This is a genomic window from Rhizobium sp. BK376 (assembly GCF_004341625.1).
Classification (GTDB): domain Bacteria; phylum Pseudomonadota; class Alphaproteobacteria; order Rhizobiales; family Rhizobiaceae; genus Rhizobium.
In genome coordinates this window covers 43504-65860 of the sequence record NZ_SLZG01000017.1, presented here as the reverse complement: position 1 = coordinate 65860, position 22357 = coordinate 43504, and the positions used below count along the sequence as shown (strand labels likewise).

18 protein-coding genes and 1 pseudogene are annotated in these 22357 nt (G+C 56.7%); 7 read left to right on the top strand and 12 right to left on the bottom strand.

From position 1 onward, the window contains the following. Positions 1-79: 79 nt before the first annotated feature. Positions 80-5764, bottom strand: coding sequence for a calcium-binding protein (locus EV561_RS27745; protein ID WP_132526553.1), 5685 nt, complete (start codon positions 5762-5764; stop codon positions 80-82). A gap of 1399 nt (positions 5765-7163) precedes the next feature. Between EV561_RS27745 and EV561_RS27740 the strand changes: the two genes are divergently transcribed. From EV561_RS27740 to EV561_RS38005, 4 genes are all read left to right on the top strand, one after another. After that, complete coding sequence (locus tag EV561_RS27740) at positions 7164-7595, top strand: transposase (RefSeq protein WP_132526551.1); 432 nt, start codon at positions 7164-7166, stop codon at positions 7593-7595. Next, positions 7592-7948 carry an IS66 family insertion sequence element accessory protein TnpB gene (gene tnpB, locus EV561_RS27735; RefSeq protein ID WP_132526549.1) on the top strand — a complete coding sequence of 119 codons (357 nt, stop codon included), beginning with the start codon at positions 7592-7594 and terminating at the stop codon, positions 7946-7948. Before EV561_RS27740 ends, tnpB begins: the two co-directional genes overlap by 4 nt. A gap of 71 nt (positions 7949-8019) precedes the next feature. Beyond that, complete coding sequence (locus EV561_RS27730) at positions 8020-9552, top strand: IS66 family transposase (protein WP_132526547.1); 1533 nt, start codon at positions 8020-8022, stop codon at positions 9550-9552. A gap of 189 nt (positions 9553-9741) precedes the next feature. After that, entirely contained in the window at positions 9742-9960 is a 219-nt protein-coding gene (locus EV561_RS38005) for a hypothetical protein (protein ID WP_245512984.1), read from the top strand. A gap of 113 nt (positions 9961-10073) precedes the next feature. Here EV561_RS38005 and EV561_RS27720 read toward each other — a convergent pair whose 3' ends face one another. From EV561_RS27720 to EV561_RS27705, 4 genes and pseudogenes are all read right to left on the bottom strand, one after another. Further along, positions 10074-10445, bottom strand: coding sequence for a hypothetical protein (locus EV561_RS27720; RefSeq protein WP_132526543.1), 372 nt, complete (start codon positions 10443-10445; stop codon positions 10074-10076). Between the two features lie 58 nt (positions 10446-10503). Beyond that, positions 10504-12078 (bottom strand): hypothetical protein, encoded by a 1575-nt coding sequence (locus EV561_RS27715; protein WP_132526541.1) that lies wholly within the window; start codon positions 12076-12078, stop codon positions 10504-10506. A gap of 289 nt (positions 12079-12367) precedes the next feature. Further along, positions 12368-12853, bottom strand: a complete 486-nt coding sequence (locus tag EV561_RS27710) for a hypothetical protein (RefSeq protein ID WP_245512982.1) — start codon at positions 12851-12853, stop codon at positions 12368-12370. Positions 12854-12907: 54 nt separating this feature from the next. Further along, positions 12908-13189 (bottom strand): annotated as a pseudogene (locus tag EV561_RS27705) (Tn3 family transposase); the annotation flags it as partial. 155 nt (positions 13190-13344) lie between these two features. Here EV561_RS27705 and EV561_RS27700 point away from each other — a divergent pair. The 3 genes from EV561_RS27700 to EV561_RS27690 are packed head-to-tail and all read left to right on the top strand — an operon-like array spanning position 13345 to position 16703. Next, positions 13345-14961 (top strand): Mu transposase C-terminal domain-containing protein, encoded by a 1617-nt coding sequence (locus EV561_RS27700; RefSeq protein ID WP_132526539.1) that lies wholly within the window; start codon positions 13345-13347, stop codon positions 14959-14961. Positions 14962-14967: 6 nt separating this feature from the next. Then, complete coding sequence (locus EV561_RS27695; protein ID WP_132526537.1) at positions 14968-15843, top strand: TniB family NTP-binding protein; 876 nt, start codon at positions 14968-14970, stop codon at positions 15841-15843. After that, positions 15840-16703: a TniQ family protein gene (locus tag EV561_RS27690; RefSeq protein ID WP_132526535.1), complete on the top strand. Its 864-nt coding sequence runs from the start codon at positions 15840-15842 to the stop codon at positions 16701-16703. Before EV561_RS27695 ends, EV561_RS27690 begins: the two co-directional genes overlap by 4 nt. Here EV561_RS27690 and EV561_RS27685 read toward each other — a convergent pair. The 7 genes from EV561_RS27685 to EV561_RS27660 all read right to left on the bottom strand — a co-directional run bounded on the left by EV561_RS27685 (position 16695) and on the right by EV561_RS27660 (position 22289). Continuing rightward, positions 16695-17651 carry an IS110 family transposase gene (locus EV561_RS27685; protein ID WP_245512980.1) on the bottom strand — a complete coding sequence of 319 codons (957 nt, stop codon included), beginning with the start codon at positions 17649-17651 and terminating at the stop codon, positions 16695-16697. The two genes, EV561_RS27690 and EV561_RS27685, sit on opposite strands and share 9 nt — an antisense overlap. Before the next feature lie 95 nt (positions 17652-17746). After that, positions 17747-18235: an IS5 family transposase gene (locus EV561_RS38570; RefSeq protein ID WP_348633760.1), complete on the bottom strand. Its 489-nt coding sequence runs from the start codon at positions 18233-18235 to the stop codon at positions 17747-17749. Further along, positions 18133-18501, bottom strand: a complete 369-nt coding sequence (locus tag EV561_RS38565; RefSeq protein WP_348633758.1) for a transposase — start codon at positions 18499-18501, stop codon at positions 18133-18135. Before EV561_RS38565 ends, EV561_RS38570 begins: the two co-directional genes overlap by 103 nt. Before the next feature lie 413 nt (positions 18502-18914). Beyond that, positions 18915-19715 carry an SDR family NAD(P)-dependent oxidoreductase gene (locus tag EV561_RS27675; RefSeq protein WP_112445865.1) on the bottom strand — a complete coding sequence of 267 codons (801 nt, stop codon included), beginning with the start codon at positions 19713-19715 and terminating at the stop codon, positions 18915-18917. A gap of 17 nt (positions 19716-19732) precedes the next feature. Continuing rightward, positions 19733-20902, bottom strand: coding sequence for a zinc-dependent alcohol dehydrogenase (locus EV561_RS27670; protein ID WP_132526533.1), 1170 nt, complete (start codon positions 20900-20902; stop codon positions 19733-19735). 447 nt (positions 20903-21349) lie between these two features. Further along, a complete protein-coding gene (locus tag EV561_RS27665) occupies positions 21350-21925 on the bottom strand; it encodes a cysteine hydrolase (RefSeq protein ID WP_113300443.1) in 576 nt (191 codons plus the stop codon). 10 nt (positions 21926-21935) lie between these two features. Beyond that, positions 21936-22289 (bottom strand): response regulator, encoded by a 354-nt coding sequence (locus EV561_RS27660; RefSeq protein WP_113300442.1) that lies wholly within the window; start codon positions 22287-22289, stop codon positions 21936-21938. Positions 22290-22357: the final 68 nt, after the last annotated feature.

The following is a 22357-nucleotide window of genomic DNA, read 5'->3' as shown; positions in this document are numbered from 1 at the left end:
GTGAGGCCGTTTCTATTACTCAGGACAGGAAGACGCGACAACGGCAGCCAGGGCTGCCGGTGTCGAACTCTCGTGCGGTTCATGCCGCCCGTTGCGGGGAACCTTGCGACCACTGGCTGGTGTCGACGGCAAGGTAGCGCGAGCCGTCTGTGGTGTCGTAGCTACCGGTACCGGACACGGCCGTGCCGTCAGCGAAGGATTGATCGGCGGTCGCAGGCATCAGATTGATCAGCTTGATACCCGCATCCGACAGGCTCTCCAGTTCGCCTGGGTCGGTGACCCCGTTCTGGTTTGCATCATTCCACAGGCGGAACTCACTCCAGAGAGCATCGTTGGCGTCGAGGACACTGTCGCCGTTGCTGTCGAAGGCCTGATGCAATCCATCGAAATTGGAGGCCGTCGAGCCGTCGCCTGGAGCCGTCGCCCAGAGCGAGAAGGACATTTCCCTCGCCTGGTCGAGGACGCCGTCGGCGCCCGACTGGCCGTTTGCACCGAGATCGATGGCAAGGATGCCATCGCCGCTGCCGCCCCATGCGCTACCATTCCAATCGACTGTTGCCTGGGCACTGTTCTCAGGGCTTTCCAACACGAACGGGCGAAGGTCGAAGTGCTCGTCGGCGCCGGGATTGGACAAGGACAAGGGCGAAGACCTGGCCAAAGCGGTGCCACCAAAATTAGTAACCGCAAAAGACAACGCGGCTTTCATGCTCTGCGGCGTCCACACGGTGCCGTCGGCAAAGACGATCTGCTCGACGCCAATCTGATTGCTGCCGTTTAGTCCATTCTTGATCAGCACCGAGCCACCGTCTCGGGCACCCGGTGTGCTATCGCCGATCATCAGCGTCACGTCATTGCCGTTGCGCACCAGGCTGACATCGTCTGGATTGATATCGGCAAATAGCAGCTTGTCGGCAGTTCCGGAGAACGTCGCCTCGTTGATCGTGTCATGACCATCGCCGCGAGCGTAGCGGTACGTATCACTGCTGCTAAAGCCGACAAACGTCTCATCCGCAGCTGTGTTGGTCAGAAGCTGATCGCGCATGCTCTGCGGTGTCCACGTGGTGCCGTCGGCAAAGACGATCTGCTCGACGCCAGCCTGATTGGTGCCGTTTAGCCCACTCTTGATCAGCACCGAGCCACCGTCTCCGGCACCCTGTGCGCTCTCGCCGATCACCAGCGTCACATCATCGCCGTTGCGCACCAGGCTGACATCATCTGGATTGATATCGGCAAATAGCAGCTTGTCGGCAGTTCCGGAGAGTGTCGCCTCGTTGATCGTGTCATGACCATCCCCGCGAGCGTAGCGGTACGTATCACTGCTGCTAAAGCCGACAAACGTCTCATCCGCAGCCGTGCTGGTCAGAAGCTGATCGCGCATACTCTGCGGCGTCCACGTGGTGCCGTCGGCAAAGTCGATCTGCTCGACGCCAGCTTGATTGGTGCCGTTTAGCCCACTCTTGATCAGCACCGAGCCACCGTCTCCGGCGCCCGGTGTGCTCTCGCCGATCACCAGCGTCACGTCATTGCCGTTGCGCACCAGGCTGACATCGTCTGGATTGATATCGGCAAATAGCAGCTTGTCGGCAGTTCCGGAGAGTGTCGCCTCGTTGATCGTGTCATGACCATCCCCGCGAGCGTAGCGGTACGTATCACTGCTGCTAAAGCCGACAAACGTCTCATCCGCAGCTGTGTTGGTCAGAAGCTGATCGCGCATGCTCTGCGGTGTCCACGTGGTGCCGTCGGCAAAGACGATCTGCTCGACGCCAGCCTGATTGGTGCCGTTTAGCCCACTCTTGATCAGCACCGAGCCACCGTCTCCGGCACCCTGTGCGCTCTCGCCGATCACCAGCGTCACGTCATCGCCGTTGCGCGTCAGGCTGACATCGTCTGGATTGATATCGGCAAATAGCAGCTTGTCGGCAGTTCCGGAGAGTGTCGCCTCGTTGATCGTGTCATGACCATCGCCGCGAGCGTAGATATAGGTGTCGTTGCCCGCTGCACCATTCAGTTGATCATCACCGCGACCGCCTACAACAACGTCATTGAGATTGGTACCTACAATCGTATCATTTCCCGAAGTTCCCGCCTCGTTCGCAAGCATTGCTGTCATAGTGCTCACGGTCCACACGGTGCCATCGGCAAAGACGATCTGCTCGACGCCAACTTGATTGAGGCCGTTTAGTCCATTCTTGATCAGCACCGAGCCACCGTCTCCGGCACCCGGTGTGCTATCGCCGATCACCAGCGTCACGTCATCGCCGTTGCGCACCAGGCTGACATCGTCTGGATTGATATCGGCAAATAGCAGCTTGTCGGCAGTTCCGGAGAACGTCGCCTCGTTGATCGTGTCATGACCATCCCCGCGAGCGTAGCGGTACGTATCACTGCTGCTAAAGCCGACAAACGTCTCATCCGCAGCTGTGCTGGTCAGAAGCTGATCGCGCATACTCTGTGGCGTCCACGTGGTGCCGTCGGCAAAGACGATCTGCTCGACGCCAACCTGGAAGCTGCCGTTTAGCCCCTTCTTGATCAGTACCGAGCCAGCGTCTCCGGCGTCCGGTGTGCTCTCGCCAATCACCAACGTCACGTCATCGCCGTTACGCACCAGGCTCACCTTATCCGGATCGATGTCGGTAAACATCAGTTTGTCGGTGGCTCCGACGTTCAACGCCGTTTCGTCGATCGTGTCGTGGCCGTCCCCGCGAGCATAGATATAGGTATCGTTGCCCGCTGCACCATTCAGCAGGTCATCACCGCGACCACCGGCAATAACGTCGTTGAAGTTGAAGCCGGTGATCGTATCGTTTCCTGAGGATGAGGCTGCAGCTAATATCGCCACACTCATGCTCTGCGGCGTCCACACGGTGCCATCGGCAAAGACGATCTGCTCGACGCCAACCTGATTGAGGCCGTTTAGTCCATTCTTGATCAGCACCGAGCCACCGTCTCCGGCACCCGGTGTGCTCTCGCCGATCACCAGCGTCACGTCATCGCCGTTGCGCACTAGGCTGACATCATCTGGATTGATATCGGCAAATAGCAGCCTGTCGGCAGTTCCGGAGAACGTCGCCTCATTGATCGTGTCATGACCATCCCCGCGAGCGTAGCGGTACGTATCACTGCTGCTAAAGCCGACAAACGTCTCATCCGCAGCCGTACTGGTCAGAAGCTGATCGCGCATACTCTGTGGTGTCCACGTGGTGCCGTCGGCAAAGACGATCTGCTCGACGCCAACCTGGAAGCTGCCGTTTAGTCCACTCTTGATCAGCACCGAGCCACCGTCTCCGGCGCCCGGTGTGCTCTCGCCAATCACCAACGTCACTTCATCGCCGTTGCGCGCCAGGCTCACCTCATCCGGATCGATGTTGGCAAACACCAGTTTGTCGGCGGTTCCCGAGAACCTCGCCTCGTTGATCGTGTCAACACCATCGCCGCGAGTGTAGATATAGGTGTCGTTGCCATCGCCGCCGGTCAGCGTGTCGTTGCCGCCCCGTCCCGTGAAGGTATCGTTGTTGTTGGAGCCGACGATCGTGTCGTTGCCGGATGTGCCCTGCTGATCGATGATCTTTGCCCTGATCTGGGCGATCGTCCAGGACGTACCGTCGGCAAAGACCATCTTCTCGATCGCGTCCGTATAGCGGGAGTTGAAGCTGGACTTCAGCACGATGCTGCCGCCGTCGCCGGCACCTGCCGCACTTTCAAGGATCTGGATGGTGATATCCGCGCCGTTGGTGCTCAGGACTATATTGGCAGCATTGATGTTGGTGAAGACCAACCGGTCAGCGTTGCTCGTGTCGGAAAGCTCGTTGATGATGTCGTTGCCATCACCACGGGCGTAGACATAGGTGTCGTTCCCATCGCCGCCCGTAAGCGTGTCGTCGCCGGCGCCTCCAAGGAAGATTTCCGAAGCTGTGCTTCCGACCAACGAGTCTTGACCAGATGACCCAATAATAAACGGCGTATCGATCAACTGTTGAAACAAGGCTATCGTTTGGCTCGTCAGGCTACTATGAGCACACGAGGAAATAAGCATCGCATCGAAGGTCGCGTCGCTTTCGAAATCTACTTTGAGACCCGAAACAAACGACAGCGCCTTATTCCAGTATGCCGTAGCAAGGGTGCCGTCCGGTGGCGCAAGCTCCGCCATAGTCTCAACCAGGTGAGGGAAATCAACCGAGATGCGATCTGTCGCTACATCGTATTGAACATTCAAAAATGCAGCGAGAGGATCGCCGATGATTACGCTAGGATCGACACCATTGAGCAGTTGACTTATCACAACCTGGCTGGTGAACCTGGTTTCAAGCGCATCAACTATCTTACGATAGAGGGGCTCGAAAACGTCTGGTCCATTATGCCAATTGGGATCCGCGCTAAACGAGGGATCCGTTGCAGGGTCGATCCCATAAAATGCATAGACTACAGCGAGATGGCGAGCGTCGACATATTGCCCACTGCTCGAGGGAGCGATCCCGGCCGCACCCGCCCACTCAATAACCATTGCCTGAAACGCCGTATCAAAGTCGGAATACGACATTGATCCCGAATTCAGAACAAGATTCTTCACATCAAGTAACAGATCTGAATTTTGGGACATAGCCACGCGCAGGTTCGGCATTGTCCCATAGCCGACAATTTCGGGCAGAAGGAGAGCGTCAGAGTTGTAGGTGAAATCGGCGGGCGGTGTATAGACGCTAAGTTGGCGATTGGTCGCGAAATCAACTTCCGCCATCGACGCGGTTACAATTCCAGCTTCACCAGTCGAGGGATCAAGTCGATTGATAGTAAAGCTTCCCGAGGTCACCACGATATTATCGCCGATGGTTTTGTTCTCAGGGGTGCTTATCAAATTGATCGCAGTAATTCCAAGGTCCGCGAGACTGTACAGCTCCCCAGTTGAAGAAGCCCCGTCCAAACCATCGTCGACCCATACTTTAAGGTTAGCAAAGGCCGGATCGCGATTATCAATCACACCATCCCCGTTAGAGTCCAGCTGAGACAAATCGCTGAAAGCGCTGCCGCTTTTAGCCCCGAGCAATTCCGAAGCCGTAACTACGCCGTCATTATTGCCATCATCCAGCACCAAAAGACCTTCACCCGGCGCTATCCATCCTGTCTTGATCGCAAATCCCGATCCAGTGAAGTCAAAATGTGCGACTGAAGCGTTTGGTGAGGAAAGAGTAATTCCTGCGCCTGAAAGATCTAGCACGAGCGGGTCGACATACGGGCTGGGGGCCCCTGTTGGAAGACCTGGAGCTGGGATCGGCTGCAAAAGACCAGTCGACCCTCCATCTTCAGGTCCACCAGAGCCGCTCCCCCCGCCCGATCCAGAAGATCCAGATGACCCAGAGTCCGGTGCCGGCGGATTGTCCGGCGGCTGCGGGTCGTTGGGAAAATTGTCGTTATACCACTGCTTAAATTCATTCCAGGAAGGAAACTCCTGATAGATGCCCCCTTCTATGAGATCGGTCCAGCCTCCTCCTTCAGAAAAAAATACATGCCCTGAATATAGATCATACATGGCAGACCATGACGGACCTGGCGTACCGGACGGGGAAGCAATACCCCCCTCAACAAATACCGACGAACCGCCATTTCCACCACTCCACGTATACCCTCCGGCAGAACCCGCGCCAAACAAACTCGATTGGATCCCGAAGCTGACACTCGTCGCGCCGTCTGTGCCTTTGCCAATGGCCACCGTAATAAACGCTGCTTGACCGTAGAATCCACTTCCTACTGGTGGTGGTGGGACATCTGACATAGCCTTCCTCCAAGTTGAATTTGTAATCGCCTTTGCGCACGCTAATTTTACACACGCAGCCTAAGAAAGGGCCCGACTTGCAATCGCCGCGTCACCCACACATCGATGTGATAGATCAACAAATCATTCACATCACACTCAATGTTTTCGGGCAAACGGCGAAAAAATTCGGCAGCAATGGAAGGCTCCCTACTTGACCGCATAGGGCGCCAAATAAGCGAACAAAATTAATAGTGGAAGTAAGCAAATTATTGTGATCGCTGCTTTCTTCTTAGGTATTTCTTTTGAGTCCCTGTATTTAGAAAATGGGATAGCTGATAAAATTATTATGACTACTATCGCAAACTCGATAATAGAGTAAATGTTGATCCCGCTTTCCATCTATTCCTCAACCAAATTTAACCTTGAATTATATCTCAAAACTCATTTTTTATTTTGGGCTGCACCGCTACATTCTGACTTTAACCTGCGCAAGTCGCGCGCATCTATTCTCTTTCGTAGCATCAAACCTAAGTTTGCAGGAATTGCTTCCTTTGAACAAAGCGACATCCGCAACCTTCACCAGCGCGATTGAAATCGGTTTCGGAAATGCCCCGGTAGAACACGATTGAGTTGCGTGTTCACACACAACATCCATACGAAACCCAAAGTCGATTTCACTCACCAACTCACCTTATCATAGCGTGCATTTGATCGTATATTCCATAGGTCTACAAGCCCTAGATTTTGACGGAACCCATAATGAGCTTCCACCGAGAATTCGCTTCTGGAATGCGTTAAATGCCGCCTGTTGAGAACGGATCCACAAAAAGAGGAACAGATTGAGAAAAAAGTAGTTTAAAGCCTCAGGCCAGTTTCTCGCATCTCACCGCCTGCGCCGAAGATCTCAGCCTATATGCCCACGCTAGTGCTCGGCTCTCCATCGGTGCCAATTCCTCTCGAATATGAGACAAAAAAGCCCTGAAAGTAATAGCCACTTCCGATTGGCGATGGGGGCAATTCTGACATAGTCATCTCCTCGACTTCGCTGCTGGTATTTTTGCGCGATCCACTACAAAAAATCAGATATAAATCCCGTTCTTATAATTATTATTTCTCTATAATGAATATTAACGCAATATACATATCTTTTAATTTATAGAATATGGCATTCTTACAATTAACATCATTACGACCGTGATGAATATCGCTGCGGTTATCATCATTTGTCTTTTCGGAATACTATCAACGGATTTGTATTTCATCAGCGGGAACAAAATTGCCGCCGCGACAATCATCAGTGCGATCGAAATATCGTTATAAATATTATAAATACTGCCCATTTGTAAGCGGTGTCTTCACCCCACCTTCCGGATCAGGGTCGGATTGTTGATGTTGTGGCCGAACGAGGCTTCGACATATGACGATTACAGGGTTTACGCATAGCACCAGTGTGGACGTGCCGGTGCAACGGTTTGAAGTTTTCACCGGAGCAGGCCGCCGCCGCGACTGGAGCGACGAGGAAAAGGATCAAATTATCGCGGAGAGCTATAGCGGCGAGATGTCAGTCAGTGCTGTTGCGCGGCGGCATGGGTTGTCGCCGGGGCAATTGTTCACCTGGCGGCGGCAGGTGCGAAAGCAGGCGGAGCAAGCCTTGCCGCCGATGTTTGTGCCAGCGGTGATCGATAGCTCAGCAGAGCGGCGTCCGAAGCCGCGAAAGGCGATGACGAAGAATGCATCCCCAGCTACCGCTATAGAGCTGGAGATTGGCGACGCGATCGTCAGGATCACGTCTGGCGCGGATACCGCAACCATTGCTGCCGTCATTCAGGCCTTGAAGGCATCATCGTGATTGGTCCGTCCGGTGCGGTGAAGGTGATGATTGCCACCAAGCCCGTCGACTTCCGCAAAGGTGCTGAAGGATTGGCGGCGCTGGTGAAGGCCGAAATGGGTGCCGACCCATTCTCGGGCACGATCTATGTGTTCCGAGCCAAACGAACCGACCGGATCAAGCTGATCTTCTGGGACGGCAGTGGCGTGTGCCTGGTCGCCAAGCGGCTTGAGGATGGCGAGTTCCATTGGCCTCGAATGCAGGACGGCGCGATGCATCTGACTGCCGCCCAGTTCTCGGCTCTGTTCGAGGGATTGGACTGGAAACGCGTGCATGCGCCGAGCGAAGCGCGAACGCCGGTAAGGGCCGGATGATGGCCGCGACCAATTGAATCAGCACCATCCGGCCTCTCGTTCCGAGCGGCAAAATATGCTGTTCTTAATCTATGACGATGACGGTGGACGAGCTTCCGGATGACCTGAACGCGCTGAAAGCGATGGTGCTTTCGCGCGAGGCAGAGAATGCCCGCCTTCGTCAGATCATCAAGGAATTACAGCGTCACCGCTTCGGCCGCCGTGCCGAGACGCTTCCCGAGGACCAGCTTCTGCTTGGGCTTGAAGAGGCCGAACAGGTCGAGGCTGCCGGGCTGGAAGAGAAGGAACAGGCCTCCACTGCTCTTCGCCAGGCACAGGTCGCCAAACGACGCACCAACCGGGGTTCGCTGCCAGCGCATCTGCCGCGCTTCGACGTGGTCGTCGATATCGATGACCATTCCTGCCCCTGTTGCCACAATGACCTGCATCGGATCGGCGAGGATGTCAGCGCGAAGCTCGACATTGTGCCTGCCCAGTTCCGCGTCCTGGTCGTGCGCCGCCCGAAGTATGCCTGCCGGGTCTGTGAAGAAGTCGTGGTCCAGGCTCCGGCCCCGGCAAGGCTGATCGAAGGCGGCATTCCGACCGAGGCAACCATCGCCCAGGTTCTGGTTTCCAAATATGCCGATCATTTGCCACTGTATCGCCAGGCACAAATCTACAAGCGCCAGGGCATCGACCTCGACCGTTCGACGCTCGCCGACTGGGTCGGTCGCGCGGCCTGGCATCTGCGTCCGGTCCATCAGCGGCTGCTCGATCATTTGAAGTCATCGTCCAAGCTCTTCGCCGACGAGACGACAGCCCCAGTGCTCGACCCGGGGCGTGGCAAGACCAAGACCGGGCAGCTCTGGGCCTATGCGCGTGATGACCGGCCGTGGCAGGGAAATGATCCGCCCGGTGTCGCCTATGTCTATGCGCCAGATCGCAAAGGCGAACGGCCGATGGCCCATCTCGACGGCTTCGTCGGCGTCCTGCAGGTCGATGGCTACAGTGGATATCGCCCGCTGGCGGCAAAGAACACCGTGTCGCTGGCTTTCTGCTGGAGCCATGTTCGCCGCCGCTTCTATGAACTGGCCGCTGCCGGTCCGGCACCCATTGCCAGCGAGGCGCTCAGGCGCATCGCCGAACTTTACAGGATCGAAGATGAGATACGTGGGCGGCCCCACGGGGAGCGCAGCGCCATACGCCTGGAAAAGAGCCGCCTGATCACCGATAGCCTCGCGCCCTGGCTCACCGAACAGCTCGGCCTCATCAGCCAGAAGACGAAGCTGGCCGAAGCGATCCGGTACACCTTGTCACGATGGGATGGTTTGACCCGGTTCATCGACGACGGCCGGATCGAGATCGACTCCAACATTGTCGAGCGGTCCATCAGGCCGATCGCCCTCAATCGCAAGAATGCATTATTTGCTGGTTCCGATGCCGGGGCCGAGCATTGGGCAACCATCGCATCACTCATCGAGACCGCCAAGGTAAACCAAGTCGAGCCTCTGGCCTATCTCTCAGACGTCCTCATCAGGATCGTCAACGGCCATTCGAACAGCCAGATCGATGAACTGCTGCCATGGGCCTATGCCGCAAAGCAGGAACTCAAACCTGTGGCCTGAGAACACCGCTTACCGTTTATCGTGTCTGCCGAGAAGACGGTGTTGTTGAGCGTCGTATCGCCCTTCGAGACAAAGGTGATGTTGTTCGAGGCGCTGACGGTGGAGATCACTTGCGTCGTCGAGGAGCTCGACGATTTCGATTGACCAGCCGAGACGCTGGCCGTCGGGGTGATCCCCGTGGCGCCGCCAATGCCGACACCGACCGAGACGCCGATGCTGGCGCCCGCCGACTCGCTATGCGAAGAGGCATCGGTCGTCGCATGGGCCCCGGCCATGTCGATATTGTTGGCCGATATCTGCAGGCCGCGGCTGACGAAATCACCATTGGTCGAAATGTCAACCGAGCTGCCCGATAACGTCGGCAGCACTGGCGTCGAGGTTGAAACCGACGTCTCGTTCTTCGACTAGTGAAGCCGGCCGTCAGCGAGACGGAAGCGAGATTGCCGGCATTGATACAGTCGGTGAGATTGGAGAGCGCCTGATAGGCCTTCAGACCGGCGAAGGCGACGTTGGCGGCGGACTTATGTCCAGGTTAGAATTATGTTCGACTCGACGCCACGTGGATCGTACGAAGATTCGATACTACCCCAAGCAAACGCATATTTTATAAACCCGTGAATGTCGCGGGAGTGTGGAGGGCCAAACGCGGCAATCAATACCTTATCGTGGTGCTGTCGAACTTTTTCGGGATCAGTGCGATCCTGATCCAGCAATACAAAAAAAACCTTCTTCAGCTCCTCGCGGAAAAAGCTCAGCATGGCTGAGGCTGGTCTTCCCAGAATGAGAATATTCGTAATCGAAATGTGCCGCCAGCCAGTATTTACCTCCCAATCGTTCCATACCGCAAAACCCATATCAAGAACCTGATGAAGGCTTGTGTTCCGGGCAAGCACCCGCCCTTCCTCCAAAAAAATGGAGCCGTCACTCCTGTCTATATTGCATATCATTTGTTTAATCCTTGAACGGAATGGAAAACAGCGGCACCAGCGAATTCTTAAAGTCGGGTATAAAAAACTGCGGAGCCCCGCCACTGCCCCACACCGGGTTTGCCGTGGTTGCGGAACTATATGCAGCCGATGTGTTCCCGTTCACCTGGTATATCGTAACGCCGTCTCGGTACGGCGGATAAGGTACATCAGTGTTGGGCTTTATCTGAAGCGCATTGTAATACCCCTTTGCAGTACCGCCGGTGGCCAAATAGCCTTGCAGAGTGGTGTAATACACTGATTGACCCGGTGCGGCCCCCACTACATAGCTTCCACCCGACAGCAGAATATCGACATAGTTATCGACGCCTGGATAGTAGCCGCTTCCCTGCCAAGCCCTAGCTTGCTGGGATGGCGAAAGTGCTGTGTTATTCGCTCCCGTATAAGCTGAACCACTCAGCGGTTCGAATTCGAATCCAAGGGATTGGTTGATAGCTGTCGCAGGTGCCCCACTTGTGGCTGCACCAATGAAAACTCCATTTATGACCTCCCAAGTCGCCAAAGCCTTGTCGACGGCTGCCCTAGCCTGAGCGGCTCCGGTGATCGTTTGTGCGGCGCTGTCGAGCTCGCCCGCAAAGTCCTTGGACGTAGTGTGCTCTGTGGCATAAACCTGCGAGGCAAGATTATAGAGGTTGAGCACCCGGGCAAAATACTGGGAGTTGATCGTCGCGTCCTGGTACTCATCGCCGTAAGCATGGAAATAATAGCAGTTGGTGCCGCCTGGTGCACATGCGGTATCACGAGGCGCTATACTATCAAGGAATGCCGCCGCAGCGCTGTCCTGCGTCACGTCGGCGGCTGTCGCGTCAACCTGCTTCAGCGCCTGCATTGTTAGTTCGCCGATGGCGACATTGACCGCATCCTGACTGCAGCCGGAGGGACTAGTGGCGTTGCCGCAAAGACGCTGATCATAGGCGAACTGCGCCGCATTGTTCTTGATAAGGTTGGCCTCATCGATGTGCAGCTGCCGGTTATACTTTTCCGCGTCCAGCGCGGTAGCAGCACCTTGCGTGCCACCGGCCGCCATGCCAACCAGAACGGAGGCCCATTGACCAAGCGCATTGCGCTCGTCCTGTGTAAGATCGGGATTGTCTGCGAGTGCCTTGTCGACAACTGCGCCAATCAGCTCCTGCGCAGCGCCGGACAGCGCGCCTGTGCTAACGCTGCCACCTGAGATTAGAGCAGTGAGTGCACCAGCGGCCGCATGCAGCGCGACCTTTTCGGAGCCACCATCGGCGAGCCCGTACTTCTGCCCGAGATAGCCGATTGCCATATTCATCAGTTGCGACAGCGCCGCCGCACTTTGCTGCTGGGCCTTCAGCTTGTCGATGTCGAAAGGATCGACCTGGGTGCTGGCTTTGGAGGCGTCGGTGTTGAGCCCGGAGAGATCCTGCTGCTGGTTCGTCAAGTTCCAGTTGCCAGGCGTAATCGTCGCCAGCGTCTCGCCATGATCGTCTTGCTTGGCCGGCTGGCCGACGACCGGGACGGGAATGCCGGCACCGATCAGGCTGAAGCCGTAGCTCGTTGAGGAGGCCGACATCGAGTTTTCGATGTTGGAATAAAGGATCTGGTTGGCCGTCAGATCGTTATTCTTGGGATCGGCGGTCGAGCCAATAAAGCCGCCGGCAAGCTCGATGGTGCCGTCGGTATCGACGTGATAGCCGCCAGCGCCGGCAAAGATGCCGCTTTGCTGCGATACGTTGGCGTAATCGCCCGTGATCGTGCCCTGGTTATAGCCGCCGCTGATGCCACCCGAGCTGATACCGGGGTTTGAATAGCAACGGAACAGAAAACCTACATAAGAGTTTGCTGCGCGCTCAGCTCAGCGCTCATGCATATGGTTCCAGCGCTTGCGGTTCACGCCATCGATGCGGCTGTGTCGCTTTATGGTTTTCACGGTATTGCACGAGATTTGCGGCGGACACGACCGAAATTGGCTCGCCGCAGATTTCTACGAGAGACCCATGAAGGAGAGGGCTTTCCCACGCGTAGGGAACGTCTCCCCAGAACAGGGTTGTCGGCCGCTCTTCTGGCCCTTGAACAAGCGTAAGCTCGCACACTGTTCCAAGAAAACGAAACGCCCGTTTATGGCGGAAGCGCTTTTGTGGCACTTCCTGGAAATCGGGAAGTTCGCGAAGCACCCTGTCAAATACCTGGAAGTCCTCGCCACAGTAAAGCAGATCGATATCACCGTGCGTGGATGGCGCACGCACGCCAAGGATCTCCTCGGCCCAGCCTCCGAACACGTGGCAGATAACTCCGGCCTGTCGGAGAGCGGTGGCGACTATAGCCACTTTCTCACGGGTGTTTTCCATCATTCCTCCCAACGGGGCTCGATAGCGATCGGTGAATCTGTAGTCCGGGGGACCTCATGGTTCATCGTCCGGATCGGTGGCTTTAGGGTCGCGTAGGGGCCTCAGTTCGCCTCGGGCGACGAATTCCGGGAGTGTGAAGGCATAACGACCGAGCATGTTGATGTGGCGGAAACTGAGCGGCGACAGGCGCGCGACATCTTCTGGCCTGACCTCGTAGCTTTCGGAGACAAGCTGGTCGATGGCAGCATCCATGTAGATCGTGTTCCAGAGGACGACGAGATTGACGACCAGGCCGAGCGCACCAAGCTGATCTTCCTGTCCTTCGCGATAACGCTGTCGTTTTGCATTTAACCGCAAGACTCCGACGACAACAATTTCAACAAGATAGGCTTTGCACTTAATTTGAGACTTGGCAGTTAATTTGAGATTTCCCCTTTGATTTTGGCACGTAATGTGAGATTCAACCGTCGACGAAATAGACGGTGTTTCTGATGAACGATCCATTGCCCGACGAGATTGACGAAGCGCTTTGGGATGAGGCGTGTCGACGAGCCGAGGCGATTCGAGAATTTCTGATGCGTCGATGTGGCAAGGTGGCAGCCGGGGATATGGTGCAGCTGGCCGGCGAACTCGAAGTTAGTCGGGCAACCGCATTCCGTCTTATCAAGCTATTTCGAGATGGGGGAACCGCAATGTCGCTGGTGGAGCGTAAACCCGGCCGGCCGGACGGCAGCCGAGTGCTCGACGACAAGCGAGAAGAAATCATTCGCACCACTATCAACCGATATTACCTGAATAAGAACCGCTCCAGCATCTCTCAACTGGTTCGGGATGTACAAACGGGCTGCATATCGGCCGGGCTCAAGCCGCCACATCGCCGGACGATTGAAAATCGTCTCGAGGACATCGACCTGCAGAAGCGCGCCAAACGACGGGGCGAAACCGAAGTCGTCAAGCGAACAACTGCTGTTCCAGGAATGCTCACTGCCTCCCGTCCACTTCAGATCGTCCAAGTCGATCATACCAAAGCAGATATCTTTGTCGTCGACGAGGAAACGCGTCTGCCACTCGGTAGGCCTTGGCTAACTCTGGCGATGGACGTTTGCAGCCGGATGGTGACTGGGTTTTACCTCACAATGGAGGCTCCTTCCCGGCTCTCGACCAGCTTATGTTTGCTACATTCCGTCTTTGACAAATCACCTTGGTTACGGGAGCGCGAGATCATCGAACCGTGGCCCGTCGCCGGACTCCCAGAGACATTGCATGTCGATAACGGCAGCGACTTCAGGAGCCGTGCTTTCAAGAGGGGGTGTGAGGACGCCGGCATCGCCATCGATTGGCGACCGCCTGGTGAACCGCGCTTCGGCGGCCATATCGAACGGTTGATCGGCACCCAGATGGGAAAACTCCACTTGCTACCGGGCACGACTTTCAGCAATCCGCAGGAGCTTGGCGAATACGACTCCAAGCGGCATTCAGCTTTGACTTTGCGGGAACTTGAGCGATACATCACTCTCGACATTGTCGGCACCTATCATCAGTCGATTCACAGGAGTCTAGGCCGCCCGCCAATCGCAGTCTGGCGCGAGCACGAAGGTCAAATTCCACTCCGATTGCCGCAGAACCGCATGCGTTTTTGGCTGACATTCCTGCCCGAGCAAGAGCGCAGATTGCAGCCAACCGGGATCCATCTGTTTGGACTGCGCTATTGGTCGGCAGCCCTGAGTGCCGACGTCGGGAGGACGGATCGCCGACTGCTCGTCAAATACGACCCAAGGGATATGTCCCGAGTCTTCGTGCGGCGGCCTTCGGGCAGCTTCGTGGAAGCTCGCTACGCCGATCTCACCCTAGCCTCGGTAACGCTGCACGAAGCATTGGCTGCAAGGCGTACGCTGCTGGCGAAAGGGCGGCGAGAGGTCAACTCGCGCACTATCGTTAGCACAGCCATTGAACGGCGAAAACTGGTGGATGCGGCAGTGAAGGCGACAGCGTCCGCACGACGAGGCCGCCCTGCCAGCACAAAGACGAAGGTGGATGACGGCGGTTGGGGCTCGCTTCGGGGTATCGACTCCAGCAAACCTGTGGCTTTTGACGAGGACACGGAGTGAGCGAGAATGAACACAGAAACCTCCCACCTGACTGCAAACGCCGCGGCACTGCTCGGCGAAGCGGGCAAGCAGCGCGTCCGCGCGATAAGATCACGTCGCTGGCTCGTCTATCCACGTGCCAAGCAGGTACTCGATCGCCTCAACTTCTTGGTAGACCATCCACGCGGAACGCGAATGCCTTCCATCGCCATATACGGCGACAGCGGAATGGGCAAAACAATGATCATGAAGCGTTTCCGTGACCAGCATCCGCCAAGCTTCGATGCGCTCACCGGCAGGTTGAAGACGCCTGTTCTCGCGATGGAGATGACCAGTCGGCCTGGCGAAAGACGATTCTATGCTGAACTTCTGACCCTCCTCGGCGCACCGCAGCGGCCGCGCGCCGATATCGCACAAATGGAGCAAGCTGCGTTGCGCATCATGGAAGCGATCGGCGTGCAAGTGCTGGTAATCGACGAGGTGCATAACATCCTCGCTGGAACATATCGCGAGCAACGGATCGTCCTCAATACGCTGCGTTTTCTGAGCAACCGCCTTCAGATCTCGCTCGTCGGGGTCAATGACGCCCGTGAGGCCATTGGTGGCGATGTACAACTGGCGCGCCGCTTCGAACAGTTCACACTGAGCCGCTGGGCTGCAAATGAGCAGTTCGAAATCTTGGTCGCCTTGATGCTGCGCAATACGCCATTGCGTCACCCATCCGTTTTGACCGCAAAATCATTGCGACGGATATTGCAGATTACCGAGGGTATCACTGCCAACATCTTCCACATGATCAACTCCGTGGCGATCGAGGCAATCGAAAGCGGAAGCGAGCGCATTACCGATGAAGCCATTGAAAAGTGGGAGCCGGAATTTGACGCCGAAGCAGCGTTCGCATGACGGGGATATACGCACGGCAATTGCCGGTAAGGTTCCCTCCCTGCACCGATGAACTTCTGTCGTCGTGGATCATTCGGCACGCCGCATTTTACGCCATCTCTCCCTTGGCCATGCTTCGGCATTGCCTTCCGGAGGTGCTGTCATTGCGCACGGCCGATTTAGATCTCACCGAAGGTCAGGTCGACCGCATCGCCTCTATGTTCTCAGTCAATCCGGTCACTGTCCGCCGCATGACTTTCACGAATATTCCGCAATCGTCGCGGCGGCTGATTGCCGGCGAGCCTCGGCAATTATGCAGCAGCTGTCTACGAATTGTCGACGGGTCGCACATCGTTCTTCGAAGCCAGCTTCTCGGCTGGCGGATCACCTGCCCGCTTTGCGGAGGTCGCCTTCAATCCATTGGCGGGCGTGACTGCCCCTCTCCTTTCAGCGGCTATCGCCGTCCTGCGCTGATAGGTGAAGGGATGCTTCACGACGAGGCCGAGCATGGTATCCGAAACTGGTTATCGCCAAGTGAGATTGCCCGCCTCCTGCTGATGCGGCGCGTTCCAAAGCCGTTCCCCGATCGCTACGAACCGTCAAGCTACAGAGTGCTCGGCGTCATTATTCCCGATCTCGATGACGTTCTAAAGATGCAAACTAGGGAACTTCCGACCCCAGCAAGTCCGATTTTGCAGCTGCACTTGCGGCCAGCTCTTTTGGCGGGTGTGGCCATCGTCCAGCGAGCCGGGCCGGAGATGCTTTCTATGCTGCGTGGCCATCTGATGGGTGAGAATAAAGCCCGCTTCGGCAACGCCATAGAAGAGATGGTGGACTGCGGGCGCCAGTCGCGGACGGCTTCGCAGTTGCATTTAATCTGAGACTCCCAGCCCGCGGAATCTCAAATTAAATGCCAACCAAGAAAGGAACGGCCGCATTCTTACATTTAAGTGCAAAACGACACTGCGTGTGAGGATCGAGTTGGCCGCTTCGTAGAGGAGTTTCCGCACCGTGCTGTCACCTTGTTTGGTGATCCGCCCCGTCCAATCGATTTCTCCTGATTGATGACGTTTGGGGACGAGGCCAAAGTAGGCACCGGCAGTGCGTGATTGTCGGAAGCGGCCGACTTCATCAACGGCAGCGACAAAAGCAGCAGACGTTTGCACACCGACACCGGGGATGCTCATGAGTTGCCGGCAAGATTGCGATCGATGAGCGAGCTCACGTAAAACCCGATCCATCTCCTTGATCTGCGCCGTCAGGCCTGTTCTCACTGCAAGCAGCGCGGTAATGCTCTGGCCGAGACTTGGTATCTTTGCTGCCGCCATCACTCGGTCGATAAACGCCTTGCCCTGACCAGGGCCGGGTTTGAAGCCGAAGGTCGCGCACAGACCACGGATCATGTTGTCGAGCCGTACCCGGGCTTCGACCAGGTGGTTGCGTGTCGTAATGATGCTCCGCACGCCATGCGCGGCGGGGGATTTAACATGCACCTCCTTGTAGAACCCGGTTCTGGCCACTTGGGCCAGACCGGCGGCGTCATGTGGATCGGTCTTATTCGCCTTCAATGCTTTTAGGCTTTGATGTGCCTGCCGGGCATCGATGCAGACAATCGGAATATCCAGAGCACGCAAACCATGGCATATCGCCGGCGACATACGTCCGGTTTCTATGACAGCTCGTTCGACGCCGCCGACGTCGCGTAATGCATTTGCGATCATATCGGGACTGCTCTCGACCTTCATCGAGGCGACCTTCTTACCAGTTTCGTCCACAATGCAGACCTGCGTGGTTTCCATCGACAGGTCCAGTCCGGCGTAATACGTCATGGCTGCGTCCTTCCTTCAGCTTTCGATAGCCAGAAGTGTGACCCATCTTTCAGGTCCGAGGGAGGCAGCCACAAATTACCCGATGACTCGTTAAATCAAAGCCAGAATATGACGGCTGCTGCGATACATATCGCGGAGAAGAAGGTGTGGGCGCATCGATCATATCGGGTGTGAATTCTGCGCCAGTCCTTGAGTCTGGCGAACATGTTTTCGATCTTGTGGCGCTTTTTGTAGAGCACTGGATCGTGTGGGATCGCCACCTTCCGATTTGCCCGTGATGGAATGCAGACAGATATCTTACGCTCCGCCAGCGCGTCTCGAAACCAGTCTGCATCATAGCCCTTATCGGCCAGCAGGGTCCTGGCCTTGGGAAAGGCGTGGAGCATCTTCGCAGCACCTTTATAATCGCTCATCTGCCCTTCGCTCAAAAGCAAGATCAAAGGTCGACCATGACCATCGCAGACAGCATGCAGTTTGGAGTTCAAGCCGCCCTTGGTGCGTCCGATACGTCGGGGAACATCCCCTTTTTTAGCAGGCTGGCTGCGGTGCGATGGGCTTTCAAATGGGTGGCATCGATCATCAATTGCTCGGGCTTGCCCCGTTTGGCGGTCAATTCGGCCAAAATCCGGTTGAATACGCCGAGCCTGCTCCAGCGGATGAAACGGTTGTAGATCGTCTTGTGCGGGCCATATTCCCTGGGCGCGTCGCGCCACCGCAGTCCGTTGCGCAGGACGAAAATGATACCACTCAAGATCAGCCGATCATCAACGCGCGGGACGCCGTGGGACAGCGGAAAATACGGCTCGATCCGCCGCATCTGGGCTTCCGACAACAACAGCAAATCACTCATCGCTGGCTCCTTTCGATCCAAATGAATCAAAGCCATCGCGCGTGCGCAAGCTATTTAATGGGTCCTGAACCTAGTCGGTCGAGTAACGGCCTCATCGCGCTCGCGCGGCTTCGCCGCCGCGGGCGCGGAAGCGATGTTTATTTTTTTCAATGGGTTTCCTTAGCCGGCCAGTCGGCTGGCATCAATTTGATTGGGATTCGCCCGTCACAAAACATGGAGGGTAAGCGTTTGCTGCCGCAGGCAAACTCTGCAGTCAAACCCTAGGGTTTGCTCAGCAAGTCCCGCATATGGGGATTCGCAATGGCGATTACAATCTTCCGAGGAATGTAGTACTAGCGAAAGCAGAGGAGAGCCTCACTCAGGTGGGGCCCTCAATAGCACCAGACCTCCCGAAGCCGAGCAGTGGTGTCTGCTCAGTTCTTTGCCGTTCCCGGCGCCGCCATCTTCGCATGCTGAGCCGCCAGAACTGACGCCGGCGTGACGTTGGCCATCGCCGCCTGGAATTTGTTCTTCCAACCGGCGACCACATCGCCCTCCCCATCCATCATGGCATCGAATCCGACCTTGGCAACGTCGGCCGGATCGTCCTTCTCGGCCTGGCCGACGTCGGTATCCAGCATGTTGGCGCGCTCGAAGAAGCGCGTGTCCGTCGGGCCCGGCATCAGGCACGAGACGGTCACGCCGGTATCCTGAAGCTCGTTGCGAAGGGCAAACGAGAAGCTGTTGAGGAAAGCCTTGCTGCCGTTATAGACGGCTTGATAACTGCCCGGAATGAACCCGGCGATCGATCCGGTGATGAGGATTTTACCCGCGCCCCTTGCCCGCATCTGGTTGCCGATCTGCTGGATCAGATAGACCGTACCGACGACGTTCGTATCGATGACCTTGCGAGCCTCTGCGAAGTCCTGGTCGAGGAAGCCCTTGCCCAGCCCGCGCCCGGCATTTGCCAGCAGCAGATCGACAGAGCGGCCGTCGGCCTCGATGCTTTCGGCAAGCCGATCGACGCCTTCGACAGTCGAGAGGTCCGTGACGACAGCATCGACGTTTGCTCCCATCCGGCGGAGTTCGGCGGCCGCGTCATTGATCTCCTCCTCGTCGGCAGCAATGATCAGATCGTAACCCTTCGATGCAGCAATCTTTGCGAGTTCAAAACCGATACCACTCGAGGCGCCGGTGACGACGGCGAGGCCGGTTTTCTGTTGTGCGCTTCCCATGATCATGCTCCTCTTCCTCAGGGTTTCAGAGCGACCTTGATGCAGCCGTCCTTTTTCTCAAGAAACGTCTTGTAAAGATCCGGTCCATCTTCCAGGCTTCCCGTGTGGGTGATGATGAACGATGGATCGATCTCGCCATTCTGGATGCGGTCCATCAGGATCGGCAGGTAGTGCTGCACCGGCGTCTGGGCCATCTTGAAGGTAAGGCCGCGGTTGATCGCCGAACCCATGGGAATCTTGTCGAGGAAGCCGCCGTAAACGCCGACGATCGAGACAGTCCCGAAGTTGCGGCAGCAATGGATCGCCTGACGCAGCACATGCGGACGATCGGTGCCCATAAAGGTCGCGACCTTGATGCGATCGAGACGCGCGTCCCAACTGGCGGATGGGTCTGACTCCGTTCCGACAGCGTCGATGCAGGCATCCGCGCCGCGGCCGTTGGTCAGCTCCATGATCCGGTCATAAATATCCTTGTCCATGTAGTCGAGCGTGATGGCTCCGGATCTTTCGGCAAGCGCCAATCTTTCCGGCACTGTATCGATGGCGATGACCCGCTCGGCGCCGAGAATGAACGCGGACTTGATCGCCATCTGACCGACGGGACCGCAGCCCCAGATGGCGATCGTATCACCCGGCTGGATGTTGCAGAAATCGGCCGCCATGTAGCCGGTCGGGAAGATGTCGGACAGGAAAAGGACCTGCTCGTCTGTCAGTCCCTCGGGCACTTTGATCGGACCGACATCGGCATAGGGCACGCGCAGATATTCTGCCTGCCCCCCGCTATAGCCGCCGAGCAGATGCGTGTAGCCGAATAGCCCCGCAGGTGAGCTTCCCCAAAGCTTCTTCGCTTTCGATGGATCGGGATTGCTTCGTTCGCAGCCAGAAAAAAATCCGCGTTTGCAGAAGAAGCATTCGCCGCAGGAGATGGTGAAGGGAACGACGACGCGGTCGCCGACCTTGAGCTTCTTGTTGTCCTTGCCGACCTCGACAACCTCGCCCATGGTTTCGTGTCCCATGATGTCGCCACTATGCATATCGGGCATGATCCCATTATACAGATGGAGGTCGGAGCCACAGATTGCACAGGCGGTGACCTTGATGATCGCGTCGCGGCCTTCTTCAATCTGCGGGTCAGGAACGCTTTCGCATCGAATGTCGTGCTTGCCGTGCCAGGTTAATGCTTTCATATCTTCCTCCCGCGGCCGTCATGCCGTGCTGCGACGGAAACCACGACTTCGAGAAGTTGTTCCCTTTCGCATGGTTGTAAGAGAGCAGAACCTGGAGGCAGGCTGCGCATTTCTCCGCCATGGCCGGACGATCACGATTTCTTCGGATCCAGAGATTGCCGTTGCACTCGCGCGACATCGTCATGATGTCGCGGCAGCTGCCCTGTCGGCGGCGGGTTGGTGCGCGGTCGGTGTCGGGCTTGATTTTCGGCAGAAATGGTTTCTTCTCACAACATGCTCTGACCCTTGTCGTTTTGCTCCTCTTGCTTCTGATGGAGCATTCTCAAAACCTAAACCTGAGGGCGCTCCAGGCCAAAACTGACGAAATGATCCGTTCAAGCGATAGCCAACATAACCGATGATCGGCGCCGAGCAGCGTGAACCACATGAACTCGACGCGAATTCGGGTTAGACTGATTGCAAAAATTCCTCTGTCATGAGGAGTTCGAGCTGCACCGAAAAACGGTCGCCCAGCAGTTCGAGCGACGCATCATGGGTCTCGTCGGCGCCGGAACAGACGGCGTCACGAAGAACGATAACGCTATAACCGAGGTCAATTGCTCCTAGTGCCGCCGATAGAACGCAGACGTCAGTCTCGCCGCCGGTCAAAACCACGGTGCCGACGCCCTCGGCCGAAAGTATCCCATGAAGCGTGTCGCCCATCCACGGCGAATAGGTCATCTTGTCAAAAACGCGCGCGGGAGGGACCAGTCGTTGCAGGATGGGCAGAAGATCGAGCATCTGGGGGTCTAGACGCTCGCGCGTCATTTGCGACCACTTTTCATAATAGTCCCGCCACATGCCGGGCATGTCACTGGAGCGCGAGGGGGTAATGAACCGGGTGAAGATGGTGCGCTCCGGGAAGCGCCCTGCAAGTTCCTCGACTTGCGGACAAACTTCCTTCATCCACGGCACGTGCCAGGGCGTTTCCTCTGCAAAGATCCGTTGCATGTCGATGCAGAGATGGATCCAGGGCCCTCTCATTCTGGTCTCCCTACGCAGCCATCGCCACAAGCGTTTTTGTGACAGCAATGGAGTCACAGGGTTTGGCGAAAAATACGCCTCGCGACGGCAGTTTGTCTGGGCGCGGCATTTTCATGCCGGAGACCACGATGATCTCCATTGGCCAGCGGTCGCGGATGGAGACGGCGAGTTTCAGGCCGTCCATCCAGCCCGGCAGGTCGATATCGGTGAACCGGATAAAGACTTCTGGCACAGTCTTCAGGATCCGCACCGCATCCGCGGTGTTCATTGCCTCAAGCGCCTCGAACCCGGCTTCTTCGACCAGATCCACGGCGGCCAGGAGCAAGAGGGGTTCGTCTTCGACGACCAGGACTTTGGGCTTCATGCTACTTCCTAATTTTACAGTTCTACGGCAAAATTCCCGTCGGCGGCACAAGTTCCGGAGCCCACTTT

Coding starts and splice junctions, on each gene's coding strand:
- EV561_RS27745 (WP_132526553.1), bottom strand. CDS start 5,764: ATGTCAGATGTCCCACCACCACCAGTAGGAAGTGGATTCTACGGTCAA.
- EV561_RS27740 (WP_132526551.1), top strand. CDS start 7,164: ATGACGATTACAGGGTTTACGCATAGCACCAGTGTGGACGTGCCGGTG.
- EV561_RS27730 (WP_132526547.1), top strand. CDS start 8,020: ATGACGATGACGGTGGACGAGCTTCCGGATGACCTGAACGCGCTGAAA.
- EV561_RS38005 (WP_245512984.1), top strand. CDS start 9,742: ATGCCGACACCGACCGAGACGCCGATGCTGGCGCCCGCCGACTCGCTA.
- EV561_RS27715 (WP_132526541.1), bottom strand. CDS start 12,078: ATGTCGGCCTCCTCAACGAGCTACGGCTTCAGCCTGATCGGTGCCGGC.
- EV561_RS27710 (WP_245512982.1), bottom strand. CDS start 12,853: ATGGAAAACACCCGTGAGAAAGTGGCTATAGTCGCCACCGCTCTCCGA.
- EV561_RS27700 (WP_132526539.1), top strand. CDS start 13,345: ATGAACGATCCATTGCCCGACGAGATTGACGAAGCGCTTTGGGATGAG.
- EV561_RS27695 (WP_132526537.1), top strand. CDS start 14,968: ATGAACACAGAAACCTCCCACCTGACTGCAAACGCCGCGGCACTGCTC.
- EV561_RS27690 (WP_132526535.1), top strand. CDS start 15,840: ATGACGGGGATATACGCACGGCAATTGCCGGTAAGGTTCCCTCCCTGC.
- EV561_RS27685 (WP_245512980.1), bottom strand. CDS start 17,651: ATGACGTATTACGCCGGACTGGACCTGTCGATGGAAACCACGCAGGTC.
- EV561_RS38565 (WP_348633758.1), bottom strand. CDS start 18,501: ATGAGTGATTTGCTGTTGTTGTCGGAAGCCCAGATGCGGCGGATCGAG.
- EV561_RS27675 (WP_112445865.1), bottom strand. CDS start 19,715: ATGGGAAGCGCACAACAGAAAACCGGCCTCGCCGTCGTCACCGGCGCC.
- EV561_RS27670 (WP_132526533.1), bottom strand. CDS start 20,902: ATGAAAGCATTAACCTGGCACGGCAAGCACGACATTCGATGCGAAAGC.
- EV561_RS27665 (WP_113300443.1), bottom strand. CDS start 21,925: ATGAGAGGGCCCTGGATCCATCTCTGCATCGACATGCAACGGATCTTT.
- EV561_RS27660 (WP_113300442.1), bottom strand. CDS start 22,289: ATGAAGCCCAAAGTCCTGGTCGTCGAAGACGAACCCCTCTTGCTCCTG.